We start from the raw sequence: 25,806 nt of genomic DNA, 5'->3' as shown, positions 1-25,806 counted from the left end.
ACCGATCGCCGGCTACTTCTGCGCGGGCGGCGGGTGCCCCTCCGAGGCCTGGACGACGACGATCCCCTGCCCGGACAGCGCGAGCTGGTAGGCCTCCCCCGACCCGCGGCCGACCGCGGCGCCGAGCTTCGCCGTCTTGCGGATCGAGGACTGCAGGGACGTGGACCACAGGACCGCGGCCTGCATGTCCACGAAGGTCGGCACGTCCACACCGAGCACGACCGGCGTGCCGTACGCGGTCACCGCGATCGAGCCCGTCCCCGTGAACGTCGTGTTGAACAGTCCGCCGCTCATCATGGACGCGCCCTCGACGCGGTTGATGTCCCACGTCAGGGAGCTCTCGAACGCCAGGACGTTGGCCCCGTTGATGGTGATCCCCTCGTCCTCCAGGTGCAGCACGAACACCTGGTCCGCGTCCTGGGCGAGGAAGACGTCCCCGCTCCCGGACACCTTCATGAGCGACATGCCCTCGCCCGTGAACGCCTTCTTGAACATCTTGCCGATCCCGCCGCTGCCCTCGTAGGCGAAGTCGACGTCGCCCTGGTAGGCGACCATCGACCCCTGCTTGGCGAAGAAGAAGCCGCCCGTGCCGGACAGGTCCACCTTCAGCATGCGGTCGTTCTGGAGCTGGAAGCTGCCGGGCTCGACGGAGCGTTCGGCGTGGTCGAGGAGTGAGCTGCGCATGCCGTCGATCCTCGTGCAGGGGCGCCCACCCGGCAACGGGTGCGCGCAGGACGGGCTGTCCTGTCGTGGAAGAGTGGGGCCATGAGCTTCACGCACCTCGACGAGCACGGCCACGCGCGCATGGTGGACGTCACCGAGAAGCAGCCGACGGTCCGGTCCGCGACGGCCAGGGGCGTCGTGCGCTGCTCCGCGGAGATCGTCCGGGCGCTGCGCGACGGCGCCGTCCCCAAGGGCGACGTGCTCGCCGTCGCGCGCATCGCCGGGATCGCGGGAGCCAAGCGCACGGCCGAGCTCCTGCCGCTCGCGCACGTCATCGGCGTGCACGGCGCGGTCGTCGACCTCGAGATCCGCGACCACGGCGTCGACGTCACGGCGACCGTCCGCACGGCCGACAGGACGGGCGTCGAGATGGAGGCGCTCACCGCGGTCGCGGTCGCGGGGCTCGCCGTGGTCGACATGGTCAAGGGCCTCGACAAGTCGGTCGAGCTCACCGACGTGCGGCTCGTCGCGAAGACCGGAGGCAAGTCGGGCGACTGGCACCGGGCCGCTCCCGACGCATGACCGCGGACCCGGACCCGCCCGACGCCGCGGCGGACGTCGCGTTCGACGCCGTCGTCCTCGCGGGCGGGCGCGCGTCACGCCTGGGCACGCCGAAGCCGGGGCTCGTCGTCGCCGGCCGGCCGCTGCTCGACCACGCGCTCGCCGCCACGTCGGGTGCGCGGGCGCGGGTCGTCGTCGGGCCGGACGACCTCGCGGACCCTGAGAGGTACGCGCTGACGCGCGAGGACCCGCCGTTCGGCGGTCCCGTCGCGGGGATCGCCGCCGGTCTGGCGGCCCTGCCCGCGACGCCCGACGACGGCCCGGCCCCCTGGGTCCTCGTCCTCGCGTGCGACGTGCCGCAGGCGGCCACCATGGTGCCGCTCCTGCTCGCTGCGCTCGCTTCTCCGGACGGTGACGGCCCCGGCGTGGACGGCAGCGGAGCCGACGCCGGAGCCGACCCCGTGGACGCCGTGCGCGCCGTGCGCGGCGGCCGCGACCAGTGGCTCGTCGGGCTGTACCGGCGGTCCGCGCTGGACGCCGCGGTCGAGCGGCTGCGCGCCGACGGCGGGGTCGACGGCGCGCCCGCGCACCGGCTGCTGTGCGGGCTGGTGGCGCGCACCGTCGAGGACGACGAGGGGCTGACGGCCGACGTCGACACATGGCAGGATGCGCACGAACACGACAGGAGACCGCGATGACGAACCTCGAGCGCTGGGTCGACGCCCTCGCCGCGGAGTACGACCTGGACCCGGACGTCGTCGACATCGGGGCCGTCCTCGACCTCGCGCGCGACGCCGCGCACGGCGTGGAACGACCGGCCGCCCCGCTGACCACGTTCGTCGCCGGCTACGTCGCCGGTCTGGCCGCCGGCGAGGGCGCGGACCACCCGGTCGAGGACGTCCTCGACCGCGCGACCGAGCTCGCGCTGGCGTGGACGCCCGAGCCCGAGCTGCCGGGTTCCGTGGACGAGCCGGACGCGGCGCAGGACTGACGTGGCGACCGTCCGCTACTTCGCCGGTGCTCGCGACGCAGCCGGGGTCGAGACCGAGACCGTCGTCGCCGCGACCGTCGGGGCGCTGTACGCCGAGGTCGTCACGCGGCACCCGGCGCTCGCGGGGGTGCTGCCGCGCTGCTCGCTGCTCGTCGGCGGGGTCCGCGCGGCCGACGACGCCACGCCCGTCGGCAGCGACGAGCTGGTGGACGTCCTGCCCCCCTTCGCCGGGGGCTGATCGCACCCGATGACGCCGCGGGCTGGCGTCGGTCACGGTCGACGTCGCCTGCATCGCCGTCCTGGCCGTCAGTGGTCGCCGCCGTCGAGCTGGGCGAGGACGTGCGGCAGGAGCGGACCGAGCACGGCCCACCCGTCCCGCACGCCGCCCGTCGACCCGGGAAGGTTGACGACCAGCGCGGGGCCGTCCGCGCCGACGGCGAGACCGGCGACGCCTCGTGACAGCACGGCCGTCTGGACGTGCTCGGCGCCACGCCGGCGCAGCTCGTCGGCGATACCCGGGACCTCGCGCTCGACGACGAGCCTCGTCCCCTCGGGCGTGAGATCGCGCGGCGCGAGCCCCGTGCCGCCGGTCGTGAGGACGAGGCGTGCGCCGTCGAGCAGCAGGAGGGTGAGGACGTCGCGCACGGACTCGGCGCCGTCGGGCACGACGCGCGCCTCGACGCGTGCGTAGCCCGCGTCCGCGAGCAGGGACACCAGCAACGGTCCGGAGCGGTCCTCGGCCTCGCCGCGCGAGCAGCGGTCGGACACGGTGACGACGGCGACCGTCACGTCGGCAGGACGGCGGCTCGAACCGGTCCTCGCGTCGCTCATAGGGGCACGCTATCCCGGGGCGGCGGCGTCGAGACTTCTGACGGCGTACGCGCAAAAGTCTCGGCTCCCCGTTGAGAACACGGGGCGCTCGTGCCTATGGTGCAGGGGCACCACCCCACGCATACCCGTCGAACGATGGAGTTCCGATGAGCCCGCACCTGTCCGCAGCCGCTGCGACCCGGACCGATCGTCACCCAGGACGCCTGACGAAGATCGTCGGGACCGCCGCGTTGGCGGCGCTCACGCTCGCCGCCCCCGCCTCGGCTGCCGCGCCGACGGCCGCGCCCGCTGCGGACGAGCCGGGCTACGACGTCATCTTCGACGGCACCCAGGACTCGTTCGACCACTGGGAGTACGCCGGCGACGGCGGGTTCGACCTGCTCGACGACGGCACCATCCGCAGCCGTGCCGGCGCGGGCGGCGGGTTCGGCACCCTCTGGTACCCGGAGCAGCAGTACGGCGACTTCTCGCTGCTGCTCGAGTTCCGCGACGACGCCCCCGACGACCTGCGCGGCAACAGCGGCGTCCAGGTCCGGTTCCCCGACCTCTCCGGCCCCGTCGACGGCTGCCCGACCACGTTCAACGGCAGCGAGACGAACAACCTGTCGTGGATCGCCGTCAACTGCGGCCACGAGATCCAGGTGAACGACTCCCCCGAGGAGGGGAACAACGACCCGCGCAAGACCGGCTCGATCTACGGCTTCGCGGACCTCGACCTCGAGCAGGCCATGCCGACCGAGAAGGGCGTCTGGAACGAGCTGGAGGTGCGCGTCGTCGGGCAGCACTACACCGTGATCCGCAACGGCGTCGTCATCAACGAGTACGAGAACCTGCCCGGCGTCCCCTTCCCGGGCCGCCCGGAGGACCCGGACTCGAGCAGCCGCGGGCTCGTCGGTCACGTCGGGGTGCAGGCGCACGGTTCGGCGCCGGACGTCGTGTCCTTCCGGAACATCCGGGTCCGCGAGTTGCCGCCGGTCACGAGCGAGGCGAGCGTCCGCTGCCTCGGCGGGACCGCGTACGTCGCGGTCCGCGCCCAGAACCTCGGCGACGCACCCGTCGACCTGACCCTCGCGACGCCGTCCGGCGAGCGGTCGTTCACGGCGGTCCAGCCCCAGCGCAACGCCTACCAGTCGTTCAGCACCCGCGCGTCGTCCGTCGAGGCAGGGTCCGTGTCGCTCACGGTCGCGAGCGACAACGGCGGCGAGCCGGTCGTCGTCGACACCCCGTACCCGGCGACCGCCTGCGGCTGACCCTCGCGACCTGACACCGTAAGACAACAACACGATCCCCCACGGTTGCACAAAGTCGAACATGAGACTTACTGTTCGAACACTCGGGTCGTGGCCGGTACCCGCCGTCCACGCCGCCCGAGGTGCATCGCAGCACCACCAACCTGTGAGGATCGATGTCGATATCACGAGGGCGCCACGCCCTGCTCCCGCTCACCGCCCTCCTGGCGGGCACCCTGGCCCTGGGTGGCGCGCTGCCCGCCGTGGCCGCGCCCGCGCCGTCGGGCCCGACACCGGCTGTCACGGCGGCCGACGACGCCACGGACCCGCCCGAGGACGACCCGAACGCCCAGCCGCACGGCCTGCGCGGCGACTACTACCGGATGAGTGCTCCCGAGGCGCGCGACTTCGCCGAGCTCGGCGGCACGACGCTCGACCCGGAGCTCAACGGGGCCGGCCTCGTGGCCAACTTCAAGAAGCTCACCGGCCAGACCGAGAACGTCACCGTGCGCTGGACCGGGCAGATCACCCCGCCCGAGGACGGCGACTACACGTTCTATGCGACCGGCGACAACGGGTTCCGCCTCTTCATCGACGGTGAGCTCGTCATCGACCACTGGCTGCCGGACTGGGACAAGGAGCAGACCAGCGAGCCCGTCCACCTCACGGCCGGCGAGCACGACCTCGAGCTCGAGTACTTCCAGGACGGCGGCGGGGCCAGCATGTACCTGCGCTGGTCCAGCGACACGATCGATCGCCAGATCGTCCCCGAGTCGGCGTACACACCGCCCGCGGACTACGAGGTCTTCCCGATGGCGTCGTCCGTCACGGCCGACGGCGACCAGCTGCGCCTGACGTTCACCGACGACGTCGCCGGCACGGAGGACCTGGCGGAGCACCTCGCGGTGGAGTCCGACACCATCGCGATGCCCGTCGGTTCCGTCACCCCGTCGACGAACGACCCCGCCGTCGTCCTCGTGGACCTCGACGAGCCCGTCCAGAAGACGGCCAAGGTCCAGGTCTCGTACGACGGCGAGGGGTCCCTCACCGTCGGCGGGGAGGCGGTCCCGCAAGTCATCCGGACCGCGACGAACCGCTCCGAGCACCGTCTCATGACGCAGTGGGGCGAGGACCTCGACCCCACGGACCCGCTTCCCGAGTACCCGCGTCCGCAGCTCGTGCGCGACCGGTGGCAGAGCCTGAACGGCGAGTGGCAGTTCGCCGGCGCCGCGGAGGGCGAGCAGCCCGTGTTCGGCAAGGACCTCGACGAGAGGATCGTCGTGCCGTTCCCGGTCGAGTCCCAGCTCTCCGGCCTGGAGCGCCACGAGGACCACATGTTCTACCGGACGCAGGTCGACGTGCCCGCCGGCTGGGACATCGGCGACGGCGAGCGCCTGCGCCTCAACTTCGGCGCCGTGGACAACACGGCGACGGTGTGGGTGAACGGCACCCAGGTGGCGCAGCACACCGGCGGGTACGACGCGTTCAGCGCGGACGTCACCGATGCCCTGGTGGGCACCGGGCCGCAGGAGATCGTCGTCGCCGTCACCGACACGACCGGTGACGACCAGCCCCGCGGAAAGCAGACGCCGAACCCGAGCGGGATCTTCTACACCGCGTCCTCGGGCATCTGGCAGACGGTCTGGATGGAGCCGGTCGCCGACGCGTCGATCGACGAGCTCGTCACGACGCCCGACGTCGACGACCAGTCCCTCGCCGTGCACGTGCGCTCCGACGGGGCGTCCGACGACGCGACCGTCACCGCGATCGCGACCGACGCGGACGGCGACGAGGTCGGGCGGGTGACCGGCGGCGTCGGGCAGGACCTGACGCTGCCCGTGCCGAGTCCGCACCTGTGGTCCCCGGACGACCCGTACCTGTACGACCTCGACGTGACGCTCACCGACGGCACCGACGACACAGCCGCCGACCACGTCGACAGCTACTTCGGCATGCGCTCGGTCGGGGTCGAGGACGTGGGCGGCGTGCCCAAGCTGGTCCTCAACGGCGACCCGACGTTCTCGCTCGCGATGCTCGACCAGGGGTTCTGGCCCGACGGCCTGTACACCGCCCCGAGCGACGAGGCGCTCGAGTTCGACATCCAGGCGCAGAAGGACCTGGGCTTCAACGCGATCCGCAAGCACATCAAGGTCGAGCCGGCCCGCTGGTACTACCACGCGGACCAGATCGGCATGCTCGTGTGGCAGGACTTCGTCCCCGGCGACTACACCGGCACCGAGGGCCAGCAGGAGTTCATGGACGAGGGCTTCGAGACCATGCGCGAGCTGCACGACTCGCCGTCGGTCATCGGGTGGATCCTGTTCAACGAGGGCTTCGGCGAGTGGAACCGCGAGGCGACCGGTGAGTTCGCCGACGAGGTGAAGGCGGCCGACCCGTCGCGCGTCGTCAACACGCACAGCGGCGTCAACTGCTGCAGCTCGAAGGGCGACTCGGGGACGGGCGACATCCTCGACCACCACGACTACACGAACACCGAGCCCGCCTTCCCGGACGAGACCCGGGCCGCGATGGACGGCGAGCACGGCGGGTTCACGCTGCCCACGCCCGGGCACCTGTGGCCCGGCGCCCCGGCCGCCATCTACAGCGGTGTCCCGGACAACGCCGCGTTCACCCAGAAGTACGTGGACAACACCAGGACGTTCTACCTGGACCGCGCCCGCACGGACCTGTCCGGTTCGGTGTACACGCAGGTCACGGACCTGGAGAACGAGATCAACGGGTTCTGGACCTACGACCGCAAGGTCCTCAAGGTCGACCCGGGCCCTGTCCGGGCGATCAACGAGAAGGTCATCGCGGCCGGTGCCGCAGCAGGGACGGAGCCGCCCGCGGCGCCCGGCAGCGGGCAGTGGCTGCTCGACGAGGGCGAGGGGACGACGTCGGCCGACGCCTCCGGGAGCAGCCCCCTGACGCTCTCCGGTGACGCGGCCTGGGTCGACGGTGTGCACGGGTCCGCCCTGCACTTCGACGGCGACGGCGACGGCGACTCCGCCGACACGGACACCGCCGTGGTCGACACCACCGGCGACTACTCGGTCTCCGCGTGGGTCACGCTCGACTCGCTGCCCGGCAACTACGCCACGGCCGTGAGCCAGGACGGCCCGAACACCGAGAACCCCTTCTACCTGCAGTACGGCCAGGGCGCCTGGGCGTTCAGCACGCCGGGCGGCCGGCGTGCGACGCTACCCACGACCCCGGAGCTCGAGCGCTGGTACCACCTCGTCGGCGTCCACGACGCGGCGGCGGGCAAGGTCCGGCTGTTCGTCGACGGCTCGCAGGTCTCCGAGGCGGAGGCCGCGACCCCCGTGCAGAGCACGGGCTCGTTCTCGATCGGTCGCGGTGCGTACAACCACCAGCCCGGCGACTGGTGGGACGGTGACATCGACGAGGTCCAGGCGTTCGACCACGCCCTCACCGCGGACGAGGTGGCCGACCTCTACGCGGGCGGCGACTCGGAGCCGGTGGCCGTCACGGCCACGGCGAGCGGACGGTGCCTGGCGTCCGCGCCGTACATCGCTGTCCGTGCGGTGAACGACGAGGACGAGCCGGTGGACATCACCCTCACGACGCCCGCGGGGTCCACGACCTTCGACGACGTGGCGCCGGGGAAGTCCGCGTACCAGAGCTTCAGGGTGCGCGGCGAGATGTCGGCCGGCACGGCGACGGTGACGGCACGCCTGTCCGACGACTCCGCCGACGGCCGCGAGTCGGTCGTCACCGCGGAGTACGCGGCGGTCAGCTGTGGCTGACCTGCGGCCGGCCTGCGGCTGATCAGGATGCCCGCCGGCGGGCCGTCCCCCTCACGAGGGGGGCGGCCCGCCGTCGTACCTGATCGGTAGCATGCCGCGTATGAGCATCAGGCTGGAGAACGTCGGCATCGCGGTCCGGGACATCGAGGCGACGATCGCCTTCTTCACGGACCTCGGGCTCACGGTCGTCGGTCGCGACACGGTCAGCGGCGAGTGGGCCGACACCGCCGTCGGGCTCGACGGCAACCACGCGAAGATCGCGATGCTCCAGACGCCCGACGGACACGGCCGCCTCGAGCTCTTCGAGTATCTTCACCCCGACGCGATCGAGACGGAACCCACCCTCCCGCACGAGATCGGCATGCACCGCGTCGCCTTCGCGGTCGACGACATCGACGCCTCGCTCGAGATCGCCGCACGGCACGGGTGCTACCCGCTGCGCGGGGTGGCGAGCTACCAGGACGTCTACCGGCTCAGCTACGTGCGCGGGCCGAGCGGCATCATCGTGATGCTCGCCCAGGAGCTGCAGCCCTCCTGAGGACCGGCCGTCGCGTCAGCGGCCCGTCTCAGAGCGCGATCGTCAGGTACACGCTGTTCGGGTCGTCCATGTAGGCGGCGAACGGCGGGCACGCGACGAACCCGTGGCGCGGCGACGTCGCGTGCATCTCGTCGAGATGCTCGTGCAGCAGCGCGAGCACGTCCGCCGCCGCAGGTGCCTCGACGACAAGACTCATCCCACTGACTCCACCCTGACCCCGCGTCGTCGGCCTCACGTCCGCCAGCGTACGGTCCGCGCCGTCGAGCGCTGCAGACCAGCTCGAGTGCTGCACCCGGAATGCAGTGTTCGCCCCGCAGATGCGCGGCTATCGTCTATTCCATGCCGCATTATCGGATCAGCCAGGCCGCGAGCCTTCTCGGAGTCAGTGACGACACGGTGCGACGGTGGGTCGACGCCGGCGACCTCCCCGCGAGCACCGACGACGCCGGCCGCAAGGTGCTCGACGGCGCGCAGCTCGCCACGTTCGCCGCCGCCCAGGCGCACCCGACCCCGGACCCGTCCGGCGTGGCACGGTCGGCGCGCAACCGGTTCGTCGGGCTCGTGACGGACGTCGTGAGCGACACGGTGATGTCCCAGGTGGAGATGCTGTGTCGCGGGCAGCGCGTCGTGTCGCTCATGAGCACCGAGGCGGTGCGCGAGCTCGGCCTGGAGCCGGGCAGCCTCGCAGTGGCCGTGGTCAAGGCGACGAACGTCGTGGTCGAGACACCGGGCGGTGCGGCGTGACGCCATCCTCCGGCCCGACGCCGTCGGCTCGCCCCGTCGGGGTCCGCACCCAGGTACGCGCGGCCGCGCTCGGGCTCGCCACCGCCCTGGTGCTCACCGCGTGCGGCGGGGAGGACTCCGGGGGTGACGGCGCGGCGTCGGGCAGCGGGCAGGACCGGACGCTCACCGTGCTGGCGGCCGCGTCGCTGCGGGACGTGTTCGCGGACCTCGCCGACGACTTCGAGGACGAGCACGACGGCGTGCACGTCGCGCTGTCGTTCGCCGGTTCCTCCGACCTCGGCGACCAGATCCTCGCGGGTGCACCTGCGGACGTGCTCGCGTCGGCGGACGAGCGGAACATGGACCGCGTCGTCGACGCTGGAGACGCGAGCGACCCCGTCGCGTTCGCGACGAACACGCTCACCGTGGTGACACCGCCCGGCAACCCCGCCGGAATCGAGAACTTCGCCGACCTCGCGCGTGACGACGTCAAGGTCGTCGTGTGCGCACCGGAGGTGCCGTGCGGCGGCGCCACCGACACGGTCGAGGAGGCGGCGGGCGCCACGATCCACCGCGTGAGCGAGGAGGCCAACGTGACCGACGTGCTCGGCAAGGTCATCGCCGGCGAGGCCGACGCCGGGCTCGTCTACGTCACGGACGCGACGCTGGCGGGCGAGGACGTCGGTGTCGTGGACGTCCCCGAGACGGGCGCCGCGACCAACACGTACCCGATCGCGGTGGTGTCCGCGGCGTCGGACGCGGGACCGGAGCAGGCCGAGCTGGCGCAGGACTGGGTCGACCACGTGACCGGGCCCGACGGGCAGGCGGCGCTGCGCACCGCGGGGTTCGGCGCGCCGTGACCGCGCCGCTCCGGAGGCGCTGATGCGCGGGCTGCCCCGCTGGACGCTGGTCCCGGCCGCGCTGGGGGCGCTGTTCGTCGTGGTCCCGCTGGCCGCTCTGGTGCTGCGGGTCGACGTCGCGCCCGGCCCCGACGGGACCGGCGGACTCTGGGCGCTGATCACCTCGGACGAAGCGCTGGACGCGCTCGGGCTGTCGCTGCGGACGTCGCTGACCGCGACCGCGTGCTGCCTGGTCCTCGGCGCACCGATGGCGCTGGTGCTCGCACGCACCACGTTCCCGGGGCAGCGCGTCGCCCGCTCGCTGGTGCTGCTGCCGCTGGTCCTGCCACCGGTGGTCGGCGGCATCGCGCTGCTGTACACGTTCGGGCGGCGCGGGCTGATCGGCGAGCACCTGGAGGTGCTGGGGATCTCGATCGCGTTCTCGACGACCGCGGTGGTCATGGCGCAGACGTTCGTCGCCCTCCCGTTCCTCGTGCTGAGCATGGAGGGCGCGCTGCGCACGCAGGACACTCGGTTCGAGGACGTCGCGGCGACGCTCGGCGCCCGACCCACGACCGTCCTGCGCCGCGTCACCCTCCCCCGCGTCCTGCCCGCCCTCGCGTCCGGCTCGGTGCTCGCGTTCGCGCGGGCGCTCGGCGAGTTCGGCGCGACCATCACGTTCGCTGGCGCGCTGCAGGGCGTCACCCAGACCCTCCCGCTCGAGATCTACCTGCAGCGCAGCGCCGACCCGGACGCGGCGGTCGCGCTGTCGCTCGTCCTCGTCGTGGTCGCCGTGGTCATCACCGCCGCGGTCCACGGCCCCGGCCTCCTCGGCGGCCCGACCGCGGCCCGCACCCCGCGTCGTCGTCCGCGGCCCGACGGCACGCCCGCCCCCCGCGACACCGCGCCCGCCGAGGTCGCGCCATGGTCGGGCGAGGTCGAGCCATGGTCCGGCGACCGGGCCGCGGCGCGGCCACCGGTCGCGCTGCACGTGCGCGCCGTCGTGCCGGAGCGCGGAGTGAACGTCGAGCTCGACGTCGCACCGGGCGAGGTCGTGGCGATCCTGGGCGACAACGGCGCGGGCAAGTCCACGCTCGTGCAGGTCGTCGCGGGCCTGCTGGACACGCGGACGGCGCGCGGGTCGAGCGTCGTGCTCGACGGCACCGACGTGTCCCGCGCCCACGCCCGCGAGCGGCACGTCGCCTGGGTGAGCCAGCGTCCGCTGCTGTTCGCGCACCTGAGCGTCGAGGCGAACGCGGCCTTCGGCCCCCGCGCGCGCGGAGCCTCGCGGGGCGCGGCACGCGAGCTGGCCCGGGGGGCGCTGGGTCGGGTCGGGATCGTGGAGCTGGCCGGCCGCCGCGCGACCGATCTGTCCGGAGGCCAGGCGCAGCGAGCCTCCGTGGCGCGCGCACTGGCGACGGACCCGGACGTCCTCCTGCTCGACGAACCTCTCGCGTCGCTCGACGTCGGTGTTGCCCAGCACGTGCGCACCGCCTTGCACGACGCGCAGCGGGCCCAGCCCCGCACCACCCTCCTGGTGACCCACGACCTGCTGGACGTGCTGGTCCTGGCGGACCGCGTCGTCGTGCTCGAGGCCGGGCGCGTGGTCGAGGACGGACCCGCCGCCGACGTCGTGACCCGGCCCCGGTCACGGTTTGCCGCACGCCTGGCCGGGGTGAACCTGCTCGCCGGCACGCTCGAGTCCGTCGACGACGCGGTGTGCACGCTCGCCGCGACCGGCGCTCGCGTCGTCGGAACCGCCGGCGAACCCGTTTCCGTGGGTGACCCCGCGGTCGCCGTGTTCGAGCCGCGCGCCGTGGGCGTGCACCGCACGACGCCGGAGGGCAGCCCGCGCAACGCGTTCGCCGTCGTCGTCACGAGCGTCGAGCCACACGGTCCCCTGGTCCGCGTCTGGGGCAGGCCCGCCGGCGGCAGGATCAGCGATCGCAGGCCCGACGACGGCCCCCACCTCGCCGCCGACCTCACCCCACGCGCCGTCGTCGAGCTGCGCCTCGCGCCGGGCGAGCGGGTCTGGTTCGTGGTGAAGGCAGCCGAGGTCGGTGTCCACAGGCGCTGACGCCGAGGGTCGCGCCCCGGACGATCAGGCTCCGTCGCAGGTCAGGGGCCCGCAGGCACCGGGCACTGCCGCTCAGCCTGACGTGCGGCCTGCCCGCTCAGCCGGCTCGCACACGTCTGGTGTCGTATGCCCACACCGCGACCTCGACGCGGTTGCGGACTCCGAGCTTGGTCATCAGCGACGCGACGTGGGTCTTGACCGTGCTCAGGCCGACGAAGAGCTCGGTGGCGATCTCGGCGTTGGTCTGGCCCCGCGCGACCAGCGAGAGCACCTCCTCCTCCCGCTCGGTGAGGGGGTCGATCGGCTGGAACGGGGCCACCGGCGCGTCAGAGGGTCTTCGCGAAGTGGTGCGAGACGATGCTCAGGCGTTCGCGCAGGTAGAACCGGTGCGCATCGAACCGCTGGACGCCGGAGTCGAGGTCGAGCACGGTGCACCCCGCCGCCCGGGCCCGGCGCTCGAGCTCGCCCAGCAGCGCCGCACCGACGCCGCCGGACCGGACGCCGGAGGCCGTGACCAGGTCGTCGACGTACAGCTTGCGCCCCGTGCTCGTGTTCGCGATCACGCGCCACCCCGCGACCCCGAGGCAGACCGCGGGAGCCGACGGGGCCGCGGTCGCGGCGTCGGGCACGGACTCGAACGCCGCGAGGAAGCGCGGTCCGGGTGCGTCGTCGGCGAGGACCTGTGCCAGGAGCTCGACGGTCAGGTGCGGCCGCAGCTCCTGCAGGACGGGCAGCGCGGACTCCCAGCGCGGGTCGCCGGCGGCGAGCTCGACGATGCGCAGCCGGGGCGGGGAATCGATGTCAACCACGCAGGCAACTCTAAGCACCCACCGCGAGATCGACCCGAGCGTTCCAGATCGACCCTCGGTAGGTCGACGTCGGCACGCTCGGGTCGATCTCGCAGGGGTCAGCCGAGGATGCGGCCTGCCGCCTTGGCCGACGCCGCCAGCGAGCCCGTCAGGGGGAGATCCGGGAGGATGACCGCCTGCGCCGCATGGTAGACGTCCGGCTTGCCGACCCACGTGACGCCGTCGGGGCGGTTGGCCGTGTCGAGCTCGTGGTGCCAGGAGCCGCGCTCGTGGTCGACGAGGTTCGCGTCGATCCACGCCCACCAGCCCGCCGCGAGCTCGGCGTAGCGTTCCTCGCCCGTGACGCGTCCCAGCACGTCCGCAGCAGCGGCGGCCTCCGCGGCGACCCAGTGGTAGCGGCGCGGCTCGACCGGCGCACCCGACCAGTCGACCGTGTACACGAACCCGCCGCCGTGCTCACCGTCCCAGCCGTCGGCGACGGCCCGGTCGAACAGCGCGACCGCGGCGTCCGTGCGGGCGCCGGGGGTGCCCGCCGCGACGTCGACCTGCAGCAGCAGCCGCGCCCACTCCAGCCCGTGGCCGGGAGTCGAGCCGTACGGCTTGAACGGGTCGCGCGGGCGGTCGGCGTTGAACTCGGGGAGAGGGTTCCACGACGTGTCGAAGTGCTCGGGGATGCGCCAGTCGTTCGTCGCCGCCCAGCCGATCACGCGGTCCGCGATCGAGGCCGCGCGGTCGAGCCACCGCGCGTCGCCCGTCGCGTCGTGCGCGGCCAGCAGCGCCTCGACCGAGTGCATGTTCGCGTTGACCCCGCGGTACTCGTCGAGCGCCGACCAGTCGCGCGACCACTCGTCCACGTGCAGGTTCTCCCCCGGCTCCCAGAACCGCTCGTCCAGGACGGCGAGCGCGGCGTCGAGCAGCTCGCGCGCACCGTCCCGACCGGCGATGGTGCCGGATGCGGCGGCCAGCACGACGAACGCGTGCGCGTAGGCGCTCTTGGTCCCGTCGACCGGCCCTTCCTCGCTCCTGTCCACGTCGCCCGGACGGGCGGCGGGACCCCGCGACGCGACCCACCCGCCGTACGTCGCGTCCACCAGCACGGCGCGCAGCCCGTGCAACGCGCGGTCCGCGAGCTCACCGGCGCCCGGCGCTCCGAGCAACGACGCGAACGCGTAGACGTGCGCCATGCGCGACGTGATCCACGTGTGCACCGGCTGCCCGCGGTCGGGCTGCCCGGCGTCGTCGAGCCACTGCGCGGCTCCGTCCGCGCGCAACGAGGCTCCGCCGAAGTGCAGCAGGTCCGCGAGCTGGGCGCGGCGCCACGCGTCGAGATCGGTGCCCACGTCGGTGGCGGGGGTCGGGTGTTCGCTGGTCATGACGGTCCTTCTCCTGTGCGGGATCGGTGGCGGGACGGACCGTGCCCGCCACCTCCTCCGGTACGGAGCGGTGCCCCGGGACGATCATCCCGGGGCACCGCCGGTGGTGCATTCTCGACTCACTCCCCGGACGGACCGGGGCGTGCGCGACGCGCGGCCGTCAGCCGCAGCTGATCGCGGCGTACTCGGCCTCGATCGACGACGTCACCTCCTCGTCGCCCGCACCGCGCACGGCCTCGACCGTGACGGTCCCGGCGTCGACGGACGCCGTCCGGGCCGCGAACGACTGGTACGCGTTCTTGCCCGGCGCGACCTCGGCGAACTCCTTGGTGCCGAACGGCGTGACGAGCGTGATCGCCAGCGGCTCGTCCTCCTGGTTGGTCGCTCGCACCGCCACGTAGACCTTGCCGGCCAGGCAGCGGGTGCTCGCCGTGACGTCGACCGCGAGCTCCGCACCCTCGGTCACCGTCACCGGGACCTCGACCACGGTGCTCGTCCACCCGTCGTCGACCACCACGGACGCGGTGTACGAGCCGGCCTCGGCGTAGGCGTGCGACCCGGAGACCGCACCCTCGTCGACCGTCCCGGGTGCGACGTCGGTCCCGTCGCCCCACGTGATCGCGGCCCGGTACTCGGCACCCTCGCGGCCACCGGTCACGGACGCGAGGACCGCGTCCGACTCCTGGCCGGCGACGAGGCTGACGCCCTCGGCCGCCGAGACCTCGAGCGCGGACTGCTCCGCGAAGGTCCCGTCGTGCGCGACCGCGAACACGTGGATGCGTCCGTCGCTCGCGAGCGCGCCCGGCTGGTCCGGGAGCGTGATGCTCACGGGGGCCTTGCCGGTCGGCAGGTCGATCGGCGCGGTGGCGAAGATCGCCGCCGGGGTGCCGGTCTGCGGGCTGCCGCCGCGCAGGCGGTCGTCGGTCACCGCCACCGCGATGTTGCCGTAGACCGGGTTGCGTGCGGAACCCGACCAGTCGCCGAAGCTCAGGTCGATGTCCTGCGTGGTGCCGTCGTCGAAGGTCAGCCTGCCCGTGGCCTGCTGGTTCTTCTCCGTGCCGGTCCCGATCACCGAGAGCTGGGTGGCGTCCGCGGGGACGTCGAGCTCGATGGTCTGGCCGTCACCGGTCGCGTTGTCCGGCTCGCCGACGGGGATCGCCGGCAGGTCGAACCGCAGGTCGGTGCCCGGGACGTCGATGCGCTCGCCCTGGACGACGCCCTCCTCCTCGAGCTGCGCCCGGTCGAAGAACACGCCCTGGCCGTCGCACGAGCCGACGGTGGTGCCCAGGTCGCCGATGCACACGTTGTCGTACGCACCGAGGATCGAACCCTCGCGCACGAGCGACACGGTGACCGTCGTGGTCGTGGTGACCGGCTCCCCGCCGTCGGGCGTGGCCGTCACCGTGACCGGGTAGACCCCGGGCGCGTCCCACGTGTGCGCAGCGCGCACCGCCCAGGAGCCGAAGGCCCCGGGGACGAGGGTCGGCTCGACGGCGTCGGAGCCGTCCCCGAACGAGACCTGCACGTCGAGGCCGTCGGTCCCGTCGATGCCCGTGAGCGTCGCGAACGTGCCCGAGACCTCGCGGCGCGTGACGGCGTCACGGTCGGCGGCGGGGCTCAGGGTGAGCCCGTCGGCACCGGACTCGTCCGGGTCGGCGAGGAGCTCGACCTCGGCGAGCGACAGGTCGCCGTCGCCCTCGGTCGCGCTCACCGCGACGCGGTAGTGGGCGTACGCACCCGGCTCGGCGACCGTGAAGGGCCGCGTCTGCAGCGCCCAGCGGAAGTCTTCGCCGGAGCGCTCGTCGAGCGTGGTCCACGTCTCGCCGTCGTCCGATCCCTCGAGGGTCCACGCGGACGGCGACGCCGTCCCGCTCGCCCCGGAGGTCAGGGTGTACGTCCCCACGGTCGGCCGGATGCCGTTCCCCGACCACGAGACCGTCGGGGTCGCGGTGGCGAACGTCGTCCGGCTGCCGGACGTGTTGTCCACCAGGGCCGACGCGCTCGTCGTCGCGTCGCCGTCCGCGACGGTCGTCGAGCCGAGGCCCGCCGTCGTCACGTCCTGGTCCGGCTCGGGTGCCTCGTCGCCCTCGGTGAGCGACGGCGGCGCGTCGTCCTCGCCGGTGCCCCAGTCGGAAGCCTCCGGACCCATGACGAAGTCGAGCGTCGCGCCGCCAGAGAGGTCCTCCTGCGACAGGGACGTCGAGGAGCGGGCCTCGCCGTCGACCGCGAGCGACTGCACGTAGACGTTGTCGACCGAGTTGTTCTCGGCGTTGACCACGAGGTCGCCGTCCGGGAGGTGGACGGTGGCCTGGTCGAAGAGCGGCGAACCGACCGCGTACTCGGCGGAGCCGACCTGCAGCGGGTAGAAGCCGAGCGCGGAGAAGAGCCACCACGACGACATCTCGCCGTTGTCCTCGTCGCCCGGGTAGCCCTGGCCGATCTCGCTGCCGACGAAGAGCCGCCGCGTGACCTCACGGACCTTCTCCTGCGTCTTGGACGGTGCGCCCGCCGCGTCGTACAGCCACGGGATGTGGTGGGACACCTGGTTGCTCATGCCCCACATGCCCATGCGCACGTCGCGCGCCTCGCGCTGCTCGTGGATGCCGCCGCTGCCCGCGCCCAGCTCCGGGGTGGAGAAGAACTCGTCGAGCTTGTCCTCGAGCCCGTCCTTGCCGCCGTAGAGGTTGGCGAGGCCCTGCGGGTCCTGCGGCGCGTGGAACGCGAAGTTCCAGCCGCTGGTCTCGGTGTAGCCGCCGCCCCAGGCCTCGGGGTCGTACGTCTCCGGGTCCACGGCCCACGAGCCGTCGGCGTGCCGCGGGGTGAAGAAGTCGACCTCGGGGTTGAACAGCTCCACGTAGTGCGTGGCCCGCTCGAGGAAGTACGCGGACTCCTCGCGCAGCGTGTCCCGGCGCTCGTCCGGTGTGGCCGGGTCGTCAGCGAGCGCCGCGGCCATGTTGCCGACGCCGAAGTCGTTGATCAGGCCCTCCAGGCCCCACGACACGGACTCGTGCGTGGACTCCGGGGTGAACCCGAGGAACGGGGAGGTCTCCAGGCCCTTGCGGCCCACCGCGTTGTTCGGCGGTGCGACGGTGGCGTTCTTCAGCGCGGCGTCGTAGGCCTCGAGCGCGGAGTCCGTGTCGAGCGAGCCCTTGAGGTAGGCGTCGGCGAACGCGACGTCCGAGCTCGTGCCCGTCATGAGGTCCGCGTAGCCCGGCGAGGACCAGCGTGCGATCCAGCCGCTGTCGCGGTACTGCTGGACGAACCCGTCGATCAGCTCGTCCGCCTTCTCCGGGTACAGCAGGGAGTAGGCGGGCCAGGCGGTGCGGTAGGTGTCCCAGAACCCGTTGTTGACGTAGATCTTGCCGTCGACGATCTTGGCGTTCGTCTGCGTGTCGGTCGCCGACCCGGTCTTCGCCGCCACCGGGCTCGCGTACTGGTAGCGCGGCTCGTCCGCGGTCCCGGTGTTCTCGAACTGCGAGTTGGGGTAGAGGTTCAGGCGGTACAGGTTGGAGTACAGCGTGACGAGCTCGTCCTCGCTGGCGCCCTCGACCTCGATGACGCCCAGCTGGTCGTTCCACGCGGTCGTCGCGGCGTCCTTCACGTCGTGGAAGGTCGTCGCCTCGTCGCCCGGGTAGAGCTCCATCTCCAGGTTCGCCCGCGCCTGGTCGAGGCTGATGAACGACGTCGCGACGCGCAGCTCGACGGTGTCGTCCGCCGACGTGTCGAACGTGGCGTAGCGCGCGTCCGCTCGGTTCCCGGCGGCGTTGCCGACCGCCGTCGGGCTGCGGTCGAACGTGCCGGTGACGAACATGCGGGAGCGGCCCGCGGACAGCCCGGATCCGTTGTCGACCCAGCCGGACAGGGTGCCGGCCGCAGCGTCGAGCGTGATCTTGGACGACCCGTCGACCTTGTCCACCAGGACGTGCCCGACGTCGCCGGGGTAGGTGAAGCGCAGCACGGCACCGTGGTCCGTGGGCGTGGCCTCGAGAGCGGCCTCGTTCGTGAACGTCACGCCGTAGTAGTCGGGGCGCGCGGTCTCGTCGGCGTGGTCGAACTCGAGCGCTCGCGCGGAGAGCGCGCCGCTCGGTGTGCCCGACGCCGTCGACGGGAGGAACGTCAGCTGGTTGCGGTCACCCATCCAGGGGCTCGGCTCGTGCGAGATGCCGAAGCCCTCCATGACGGGCTTGTTGTTGGCGTTGTTGCCCTTGTGGTACTCGTACAGCCAGCTCTGGGAGTCCGCGTTCGTGAACGGGACCCAGAAGTTGAAGCCGTTCGGCACGGCCGTCGCGGGGATGTTGTTCCCGCGCGAGAAGCTGCCCGTCGCCATCGTGCCGCGACGCGTGTCGACGTAGTTCGCGAGGCTGGAACCGTCGATCGTCGCGGGCGAGGCCTCGATCGCGACGTCGTCGAGCCAGCCGGCGAACTGCGTGCCCGCGTCGCCGCCCGGGTTGTCGTAGCCCACGAGGACCTTGTCGACCGTCTTGCCGGCGGCGACGTCGCCGAGGTCGACGCGCACCGAGTTCCACTGGTCGGCGTAGAGGATCTTGCCCTCGCCCTGCTCCTGCGCGGAGGCACCCGTGCCGTGGGCGTCGCTCGCGTCGAGGTCGGACAGGAAGGTGCCGTCGGTGAACTCGAGGTCCACCGCCGCGAAGGTCGACGGGTACTGCAGGTCGTCGAGCAGCTCGGGGAAGATCTTCCAGCTCAGCCGGGTGTCGTCGCCGACGGCGACGTCCACGTCGTCGTACAGGACGTTCGTCGCGTTCGCCTCGCCGTCACCCAGGTGGGACCCGTCGTAGCGCAGCGAGTGCGTGCCGGTGAACCCGACCCCGGGCTTGTTGGTGAAGTTCACGGCCGGGCCGGAGCCGACGGCTGTGTGCATGGGCGCCGCCTCCGGCAGCGCGTCGAGATCGGCCGACAGGTCCCACTCCGCGAGCTGGACGATGCTGTCGCCGGAGTTCGCCGTGATGCTCAGCCGGTAGGAGGAGTACGCCTCGCTCATCGCGTCGAGCTCGAAGATCCGCTGCTGGCCGCGGTCGGGGAAGTCCTCGTCCGTGCGCTGGTCGACGGGCTCCCACGTCGTGCCGTCGTTCGAGCCCTCGATGGTCCAGGCCTTCGGGTCGCGGCCCGCGGCGTCGCCGCCGGAAGTCATCGCGTACGCGGAGATCGCGACCGGCTCGGCGAAGTCGTAGCGCACCCAGCCGGTGCTGGCGAACGCGAGCCACTTGGTCCCGGCGGAACCGTCCGTGAGGTTCGCGGCGCCCTCGTTCGGCAGGTTCTGCGCGCTCGCCGTGACGGCATCGAGGCCGCCCAGCACGCTGCCGGGCAGCCCGGCCTGACCGGACGCGATGTTGTCCTGCCAGGGCGCCCCGTCCCGCTGTGCGACGGTGGACTCGAGCGGCGCGGCGTCACCGTCCTCGAACGACGACGAGAAGTCGCCCGGCTCCGCGGCGGCTGCCGGCTGAGCGAGGGCGATGCCGCCGAGGGGGGCGGCGAGAGCGAGGGCGAGCACCGCGGCGACCGGGCGGGCCCGACGACGTCCCGGCAGCTCTGGTGCGGATGGTCTGGCGTCCCCGGGCTGACGGGGTTCCCGCACGGCGCGGGCTTCGTGATGGTTCATCGCGGCGCGATCTCCTTCGATCGGTCTCGGTCGCAGGGTGGTCCTCCTGCGTCGAGGGGCGCTGGTAAGCGCTGTCAGTCGTGGTGTGAACTTACGTCCCCTCCACGGGGCTTGTCAACGGGACTGCTACCCGGTTCTGAAAGGCGGTCCGACCACCTGCTCACGCCGACCCGGGGCCCGCGATCTCGCCCGTACCCCGCACCACGAGTCGCGTCGGCACGACGACCATCCGGGGTGCGAGATCGGGGTCCTCCCGGCGGGAGACCGCGAGCGACGCGGCCTGTCGGCCCATCTCGACCGCGTCGTACCCGACGACCGTGACGTCCAGGAGGTCCGCGAGCGCGAAGTCGTCGAACCCGACGAGCGCGACGGGCGATGCGTCCGGACGCGCGGACGCACGGTCGCGGAGCGCGTGCAGCGCACCGACCGTGATCTTGTTGTTCGCGGTGAGCACGGCCGTCGGCGGCTCCGGGAGCGCGAGGAGATCGGTGACGAACGCGTGGGCGAGCGTGTCGTCGTGCGCCCCGTCGCGCACGTAGCGGGACGGGTCCTCGATGCCGGCGTCGCGCAGGGTCGCGACGAACTCGTCGCGACGCTCCTGGAACGTCCACAGGCGCGACACGTCGCCGACGAGGGCGATGCGCCGGTGCCCGTGCGCGAGCAGGTGCGTGACGGCGTCGCGGACACCGCCCCGGTTGTCGAGCACGACCGTGTCGGCCTCCACGCCCTGCGCCGGCCGGTCCACGAACACCACCGGCAGGTCGCTGTCGATCTCGGTCTGCAGGGACGCGTGGTCGGTCGACGTCGGGGTCACGACCAACGCACCGACGCGACGCTCGACGAGCGCCTCCGTCACCGAGCGTTCCCGGTCCGGCTCCTCGTCGGAGCTCGTCGTGATGAGCTGGAGCTCGTGCCGGCGCAGCTCACGCTCGATCCCGCTGGCGAGCGCGGAGTAGAACGGGTTGGCGAGATCCCCCGTGACGAAGCCGACGAGCCGCGACGAACCGCCGCGCGCGAGGTCTGCCGCGACGGCGTTGCGCCGGAACCCGAGCTGCTGCGCCGACGCGCGCACGCGCTCACGGGTCGCGGTCGCGACGTTTGGCTCGTCGTTGAGCACGCGCGACGCCGTCTTGAGGCTCACGCCCGCGAGCTCGGCGACGGCCGCGAGCGTGGGCCGCCGACCCCCGCGCCGGGGCGCGCCGTCAGCGGCGGCGACCGGACTCGGCGCTGCGCCGTCGGGCCGCTCCTGGGCCATCTCCTGCGTCGCCATCTCAGACCTCTCGACGTCCACGGATCATCATGTCCACGACGATAGCGAGCAAGAGCACCCCTCCGGTGACGATGTATCGCGTGGCGAGATCGAGATTCAGCATCGTCAGGCCGTTCGCGATGGACTGGATGACCAGCACGCCGACCAACGCGGACCACGCGCTGCCCCGCCCGCCGAACAGGCTGGTCCCGCCGATCACCGCCGCGGCGATGGCCAGGAGGTAGGTGTCCGCGCCCCCCGTCCCCTGGTTGGCGGCCGCCAGCCGGCCCGCCGCGAGGACGCCGCCGAGCGCGGCGAACGTCGAGCACGCGACGAAGCACGAGACGACGACGCTGCGGACGGGGACCCCCGCGAGCAGGGCCGAGCGCCGGTTCCCGCCGACGGCCCGGACCGAGCGTCCCCAGCGGGTCCGGCGCAGCAGGACGTCGACGACCACGACCAGGACGACGAACAGCGCCACCGTGTACCCGACGCCGCGTGCGGTACCCAGGTAGGCGACGGTCACGGAGAGTACGGCCGCCAGGACGGCGGTGTGCACCGCGATCCGCGCCAGACCGGGGCTGGGAAGCTCGGACCGTACGCGACGGACGTGGTCGACGACCCGGGTGCCCGCGTACACCACGACGGCTACCACGACGACGGCCCACGCGGCGGCGGGCGACAGGAACCCCTGCTGGACCGTGCGCACCAGCCACGACTCGAACGGCAGGTTGATCGACCCGTCCGGACCGAGCACGCGCAGCTGGACGCCCGCGAGGACCAGGAGGCCGGCGAGGGTGAAGACGAACGACGGCAGCCCCAGGCGCGTCGACAGCACGCCGTACGCGAACCCGACCAGGGCGCCGATCACCAGGACGGCGACGACGGCGAGCCCGACGGGCCAGCCGAGCGTGACGGTCCCCACCGCCAGGACCGCGGCGGCGAGCCCGCTGACCGAGCCGACGGACAGGTCGATCTGACCCACGAGGAGGACCAGGACGACGCCGAGCGCGATGATCCCCGTCGGGACGCTCTGCAGCGTCAGGTTGACGAGGTTCTCGGCCGACAGGAACGCCGGGTTGATCGCCCCGAGCACCGCCCAGATGAGCACGAGCGCCACCACGATGGGCAGCATCCCGAGGTGGGCGCCGCGCACCCGCGCGACCACGGCGCCGGAGAACGAGGCCGACGTCGAGACGCCCGAGAGCCCGCTCGTCCGTCCGGGAACGCTCATCGCAGGACACCACCCTCGGTGCGCGGCGACCCGGTGCCGGGTCCGCCGCCACGCGGTGCGCGGCCCGGCCGGACCGCCCCGGTCATGGCCGCGAGCAGGTCCTCGTACGAGGTGTCGCCGTCGACGATGCCGTGCACGCGCCCGAGGCGCAGGACGACGATCCGGTCCGCCACGGCCTGCAGCTCGCCCGCCTGGTGGCTCACGAGCACGACGGCATGACCGCGCTCGCGCAGCTTCTCGATGAGGTTGAGGACCTCGGCGGTCTGGCGGATCGCGAGGGAGGACGTCGGCTCGTCGAGCACGAGCACGCGCGGTGAACCCAGCAGCGCACGGGCCACGGCCACGACCTGCCGCTGCCCGCCGGACAGCGTGCGCACCGCCTGCCGGACCGAGGGGACGGACGCGGCGAGCTGGTCGAGCAGCCCCCAGGCCTCGCGCTCCATCGTGATCTCGTCCAGGAACGGACCGCGCTGCGGCTCGCGGGCCAGGAAGATGTTCTCGACCACGTCGAGGTCGTCGACGAGCGCGAGGTCCTGGAAGACCGCGGCGATGCCGTGCGCGCGGGCGGCCGCAGGCGAGCCGAGGACGACGGGAGCGCCGTCGAGCAGCACCTGGCCCTCGTCCGGCCGGTACACCCCCGAGAGCAGCCCCGCGAGGGTCGACTTGCCGGCGCCGTTGTCCCCGACGACCGCGAGCACCTCGCGCTCGTGGACCTCGAGGTCGACGTCGACGAGCGCGCGCACGCCGCCGAAGCTCTTGGACACACCGCGCAACGACAGCACGGGCCCGTCCGGGACGCTCGGGGCGTCGTCGTGCTCGCTCATGGCACCTCCTCCAGCAGCCCGGCCTCGACGCACGCGTCGACGTAGTAGCGCGTGCAGATCTCCTCGGTCGTGTACACCCCGCCCTCCACGATCACCCGTTGCACGTCGTCGACGCCGACGGCGCGCGGAGCGAGCAGGAGCGTCGGCACGCCGCCGATCGTCGCGGTCGCGCGCGGGTCCTCGCCCCGCAGGATACGCACCGCCAGCTCCGCCGCGGTGCGTGCCTGCTGCGCGGTCGCCTTGTAGACGGTCATGTACTGGTCGCCCGAGACGACGCGCTGGACCGCCGCGAGCTCGCCGTCCTGACCGGTCGTCGGCGGCACCGGGTCCAGCCCGGCCGCCTTCATCGCGGCGATGGCACCACCTGCGATGCCGTCGTTCGCGGCGAACACGCCGTCCACGCGGCCGGAGTACTGGATGAGCTGGCCCTCGACCCAGTCGGTCGCCTTGTCAGGGCTCCAGTCGGGGGTCTCGTACTCCGCGAGCACGTCGATCTCCTCTCCGTCGAGTGCGCGATGGACACCGGCCGCGAACTCGGCCGCGTTCGGGTCGGTGGCCGCGCCGTTGACGAGCAGCACGCCGGGTCGCCGCCCCCCTGCGTCCGGGTGCGCGGCGGCCCGCTCGAGGACCGCACCGACCAGCGACTCCCCCATGAGGTAGCCGATCAGCTCGTTGTCGAACGAGACGTAGTAGTCCGCGCCCTCGACGAACCTGTCGTAGGCGACGACCGGGACGCCGAGCCGCTGGGCCTCGGCGACGATGCTCGTGGCGGCGATCGCGTCGACGGCGTCGAGCACGAGGACGTCGGCGCCGCGGGCGAGCATGGACTCGGCCTGGAGCTGCTGGTCGGCCGCGTCCTGCCCCGCGTTGGCGTAGAGCATGTGGCACGTCGGGCAGCGGCGCTCCACGACGGACTCGAACGTGGGCCGGTCGGTGGTCTCGTAGCGTGCGGACTTCGCCTCCGGCAGGAGGAGGCCGATGGTCCCCTCGGAGGGGCCCGTGGGCGCGTCGCCGCCCGGGGCGTCGACGGCGCAGCCTCCGAGCGCGACCGCGACGGCGGCGACGACGGCCGCCGTCGTCGCGCGCAGCCTGCGCCCGCGTCGTGCCCATCGGTGCGTCATGCGCCCACCACCCCCAGCGCGCCGCCGACGCGGACGCTGTCGAGCGCGACGGCGAGGGCCCCCCGGACCTCCGCGGCCGAGCCGAGCTCGGACGCGACGACCTGGACGGGGCCGGCGATGCTCGGCACGGTGCGCTGCTGCAGCACCGTGCGCAGCGGGTCGAACAACGTCTCGCCGGCCTCGGCGAGCTGCCCGCCGACGACGACGATCTCGGGGTCGACGAGGTTGCACAGGTTGGCCGCCGCGACGCCGAGGTGCTGACCGGCGTCGAACAGGACGCGCCGGCAGCCCGGGTCGCCCTCACGGGCGCGGGCGATGACGTCGCGCAGGGTGAGGTGCCCCCGGCTCTCCGAGAGCATCCCGAGCAGGACGTTGGCGCCGACGAACATCTCGAGGCAGCCGCGGTTGCCGCAACGGCAGATGGGTCCGTTCTCGTCGATCGTGACGTGCCCGATCTCGCCCGCGACCCCTGCTCGCCCGTGCACCAGCCGCCCACCCAGCACCAGACCGCCGCCGACGCCGTGCGACACGCGCAGGTAGGCGACGGCCTCGTGCCCGACGGCGGCGCCGAAGCGCGTCTCGGCGAGGGCGCCGAGGTTGGCGTCGTTGTCCACGGTCACGGGAGCGCCGAGCTCGGCCTCGAGGATCTCCGGCACCACCACGCCGTCCCAGCCGCGCAGCATGCCGACGGTCGCGATGCGGCCGGTGCGCACGTCCACGGGGGCCGGGACGCCGACACCGACCGCGAGCAGCTCCTCCGGGCCGGCGTCCACCGAGGCGACGAGCTCGGAGACCAGGAGCGCGGCCCGCTGGAGCCCGGTGTCGGCGCGGTGGTCGGGGGCGAGCGGCATGCGTTGGTCCGCCACGACGCGCATGGACGCGTCGGCGAGCGCGACGCGCAGGGAACGGGTGCCGAAGTGGACGCCCGCGACGAGACCGAGGTTGCGGGCGAGGGTGACCAGGAGCGCGCGGCGCCCGCTGCGTGTCGACGGCGACGTGTGCAGGACGCCCGCGGTGCTGAGCTCCTTGACGATGTTCGACACCGTCGCAGGCGACAGCCCGGTCACGCCGGCCAGCTCGATCTGCGTGAGGGAGCCACGCTGCTGGACGGCGCTCACGATCCGGGCTCGGTTGGCCTCACGTAGTGAAGTCTGCGAGCCCGGGGTCACCCGGTCAGCGCGCACAGCCGCCACGATAGCGTTGCCGGGAGCAGACGGCGGTGCGGGGGCCGCGGGTCGCAGGAAGACAGCGGTATCACTCGGCGCGCGCAGCGCGGTGCTCACGGTGGTTGTGTCCATGACGTGATGTGAAGATCACAATTCGACGACGCTTGCGTTCACTTCTTGACACCAACGCCCGA

Annotated in this window: 22 protein-coding genes; 10 read left to right on the top strand and 12 right to left on the bottom strand. The window is 72.9% G+C overall.

What is annotated here, in order from left to right; genetic code table 11:
- Positions 1-12: 12 nt before the first annotated feature.
- On the bottom strand, positions 13-684 hold the full coding sequence (locus IF651_RS06520; protein ID WP_191828298.1) for an AIM24 family protein: 672 nt from the start codon (positions 682-684) through the stop codon (positions 13-15).
- 81 nt (positions 685-765) lie between these two features.
- Here IF651_RS06520 and moaC point away from each other — a divergent pair, with 81 nt between their 5' ends.
- From moaC to IF651_RS06500, 4 genes are read left to right on the top strand one after another with little or no spacing between them, the layout of a single operon-like run.
- Positions 766-1,245 carry a cyclic pyranopterin monophosphate synthase MoaC gene (moaC, locus tag IF651_RS06515; protein WP_191828297.1) on the top strand — a complete coding sequence of 160 codons (480 nt, stop codon included), beginning with the start codon at positions 766-768 and terminating at the stop codon, positions 1,243-1,245.
- A complete protein-coding gene (gene mobA / locus IF651_RS06510; protein WP_191828296.1) occupies positions 1,242-1,922 on the top strand; it encodes a molybdenum cofactor guanylyltransferase in 681 nt (226 codons plus the stop codon). Before moaC ends, mobA begins: the two co-directional genes overlap by 4 nt.
- Positions 1,919-2,215, top strand: a complete 297-nt coding sequence (locus IF651_RS06505) for a DUF6457 domain-containing protein (RefSeq protein WP_241744192.1) — start codon at positions 1,919-1,921, stop codon at positions 2,213-2,215. Before mobA ends, IF651_RS06505 begins: the two co-directional genes overlap by 4 nt.
- A 1-nt stretch (position 2,216) precedes the next feature.
- Positions 2,217-2,453 (top strand): MoaD/ThiS family protein, encoded by a 237-nt coding sequence (locus IF651_RS06500; protein WP_191828294.1) that lies wholly within the window; start codon positions 2,217-2,219, stop codon positions 2,451-2,453.
- A gap of 68 nt (positions 2,454-2,521) precedes the next feature.
- Here the strand turns inward: IF651_RS06500 and IF651_RS06495 are convergent, their stop codons facing one another.
- Entirely contained in the window at positions 2,522-3,046 is a 525-nt protein-coding gene (locus IF651_RS06495) for a MogA/MoaB family molybdenum cofactor biosynthesis protein (protein WP_191828293.1), read from the bottom strand.
- Between the two features lie 146 nt (positions 3,047-3,192).
- On the opposite strand from IF651_RS06495, the gene IF651_RS17630 reads away from it, so the two are divergent.
- The 3 genes from IF651_RS17630 (at position 3,193) to IF651_RS06480 (ending at position 8,580) form a co-directional block, all read left to right on the top strand.
- Entirely contained in the window at positions 3,193-4,296 is a 1,104-nt protein-coding gene (locus tag IF651_RS17630) for a 3-keto-disaccharide hydrolase (RefSeq protein WP_241744191.1), read from the top strand.
- 155 nt (positions 4,297-4,451) lie between these two features.
- Entirely contained in the window at positions 4,452-8,042 is a 3,591-nt protein-coding gene (locus IF651_RS06485) for a LamG-like jellyroll fold domain-containing protein (RefSeq protein WP_191828292.1), read from the top strand.
- Positions 8,043-8,142: 100 nt separating this feature from the next.
- On the top strand, positions 8,143-8,580 hold the full coding sequence (locus IF651_RS06480) for a VOC family protein (RefSeq protein ID WP_191828291.1): 438 nt from the start codon (positions 8,143-8,145) through the stop codon (positions 8,578-8,580).
- A gap of 28 nt (positions 8,581-8,608) precedes the next feature.
- Here the strand turns inward: IF651_RS06480 and IF651_RS06475 are convergent, their stop codons facing one another.
- Entirely contained in the window at positions 8,609-8,776 is a 168-nt protein-coding gene (locus IF651_RS06475; RefSeq protein WP_191828290.1) for a hypothetical protein, read from the bottom strand.
- 143 nt (positions 8,777-8,919) lie between these two features.
- On the opposite strand from IF651_RS06475, the gene IF651_RS06470 reads away from it, so the two are divergent.
- From IF651_RS06470 to IF651_RS18345, 3 genes are read left to right on the top strand one after another with little or no spacing between them, the layout of a single operon-like run.
- Positions 8,920-9,324 (top strand): TOBE domain-containing protein, encoded by a 405-nt coding sequence (locus IF651_RS06470; protein WP_191828289.1) that lies wholly within the window; start codon positions 8,920-8,922, stop codon positions 9,322-9,324.
- A complete protein-coding gene (gene modA / locus IF651_RS06465) occupies positions 9,321-10,163 on the top strand; it encodes a molybdate ABC transporter substrate-binding protein (protein ID WP_191828288.1) in 843 nt (280 codons plus the stop codon). Before IF651_RS06470 ends, modA begins: the two co-directional genes overlap by 4 nt.
- 22 nt (positions 10,164-10,185) lie before the next feature.
- Complete coding sequence (locus tag IF651_RS18345) at positions 10,186-12,219, top strand: ABC transporter permease (RefSeq protein ID WP_191828287.1); 2,034 nt, start codon at positions 10,186-10,188, stop codon at positions 12,217-12,219.
- Positions 12,220-12,316: 97 nt separating this feature from the next.
- Here IF651_RS18345 and IF651_RS06455 read toward each other — a convergent pair whose 3' ends face one another.
- From IF651_RS06455 to IF651_RS06415, 9 genes are all read right to left on the bottom strand, one after another.
- Positions 12,317-12,538: a response regulator transcription factor gene (locus IF651_RS06455; protein WP_422110452.1), complete on the bottom strand. Its 222-nt coding sequence runs from the start codon at positions 12,536-12,538 to the stop codon at positions 12,317-12,319.
- 7 nt (positions 12,539-12,545) lie between these two features.
- Positions 12,546-13,028, bottom strand: coding sequence for a GNAT family N-acetyltransferase (locus tag IF651_RS06450; protein WP_338403807.1), 483 nt, complete (start codon positions 13,026-13,028; stop codon positions 12,546-12,548).
- A 98-nt stretch (positions 13,029-13,126) separates the two neighbouring features.
- Positions 13,127-14,401, bottom strand: coding sequence for an AGE family epimerase/isomerase (locus IF651_RS06445; RefSeq protein WP_191828286.1), 1,275 nt, complete (start codon positions 14,399-14,401; stop codon positions 13,127-13,129).
- A 160-nt stretch (positions 14,402-14,561) separates the two neighbouring features.
- Positions 14,562-20,018: a GH92 family glycosyl hydrolase gene (locus IF651_RS06440; protein WP_206715203.1), complete on the bottom strand. Its 5,457-nt coding sequence runs from the start codon at positions 20,016-20,018 to the stop codon at positions 14,562-14,564.
- Between the two features lie 160 nt (positions 20,019-20,178).
- A complete protein-coding gene (locus IF651_RS06435) occupies positions 20,179-21,288 on the bottom strand; it encodes a LacI family DNA-binding transcriptional regulator (protein ID WP_206715201.1) in 1,110 nt (369 codons plus the stop codon).
- Between the two features lies 1 nt (position 21,289).
- On the bottom strand, positions 21,290-22,501 hold the full coding sequence (locus IF651_RS06430) for a sugar ABC transporter permease (protein ID WP_191828285.1): 1,212 nt from the start codon (positions 22,499-22,501) through the stop codon (positions 21,290-21,292).
- Positions 22,498-23,325, bottom strand: coding sequence for an ATP-binding cassette domain-containing protein (locus IF651_RS06425; RefSeq protein ID WP_191828284.1), 828 nt, complete (start codon positions 23,323-23,325; stop codon positions 22,498-22,500). The genes IF651_RS06430 and IF651_RS06425 overlap by 4 nt, the downstream gene beginning before the upstream one ends.
- Positions 23,322-24,446 carry a substrate-binding domain-containing protein gene (locus tag IF651_RS06420; RefSeq protein WP_191828283.1) on the bottom strand — a complete coding sequence of 375 codons (1,125 nt, stop codon included), beginning with the start codon at positions 24,444-24,446 and terminating at the stop codon, positions 23,322-23,324. The genes IF651_RS06425 and IF651_RS06420 overlap by 4 nt, the downstream gene beginning before the upstream one ends.
- Positions 24,443-25,564, bottom strand: coding sequence for an ROK family transcriptional regulator (locus IF651_RS06415; RefSeq protein WP_338403806.1), 1,122 nt, complete (start codon positions 25,562-25,564; stop codon positions 24,443-24,445). The genes IF651_RS06420 and IF651_RS06415 overlap by 4 nt, the downstream gene beginning before the upstream one ends.
- Positions 25,565-25,806: the final 242 nt, after the last annotated feature.

Source organism: Cellulosimicrobium arenosum, from assembly GCF_014837295.1.
In the GTDB taxonomy this organism is placed as follows: Bacteria; Actinomycetota; Actinomycetes; order Actinomycetales; family Cellulomonadaceae; genus Cellulosimicrobium; species Cellulosimicrobium arenosum.
Note: the sequence above shows the minus strand (reverse complement) of the source record. Positions and strands in the feature narration are given on the sequence as shown.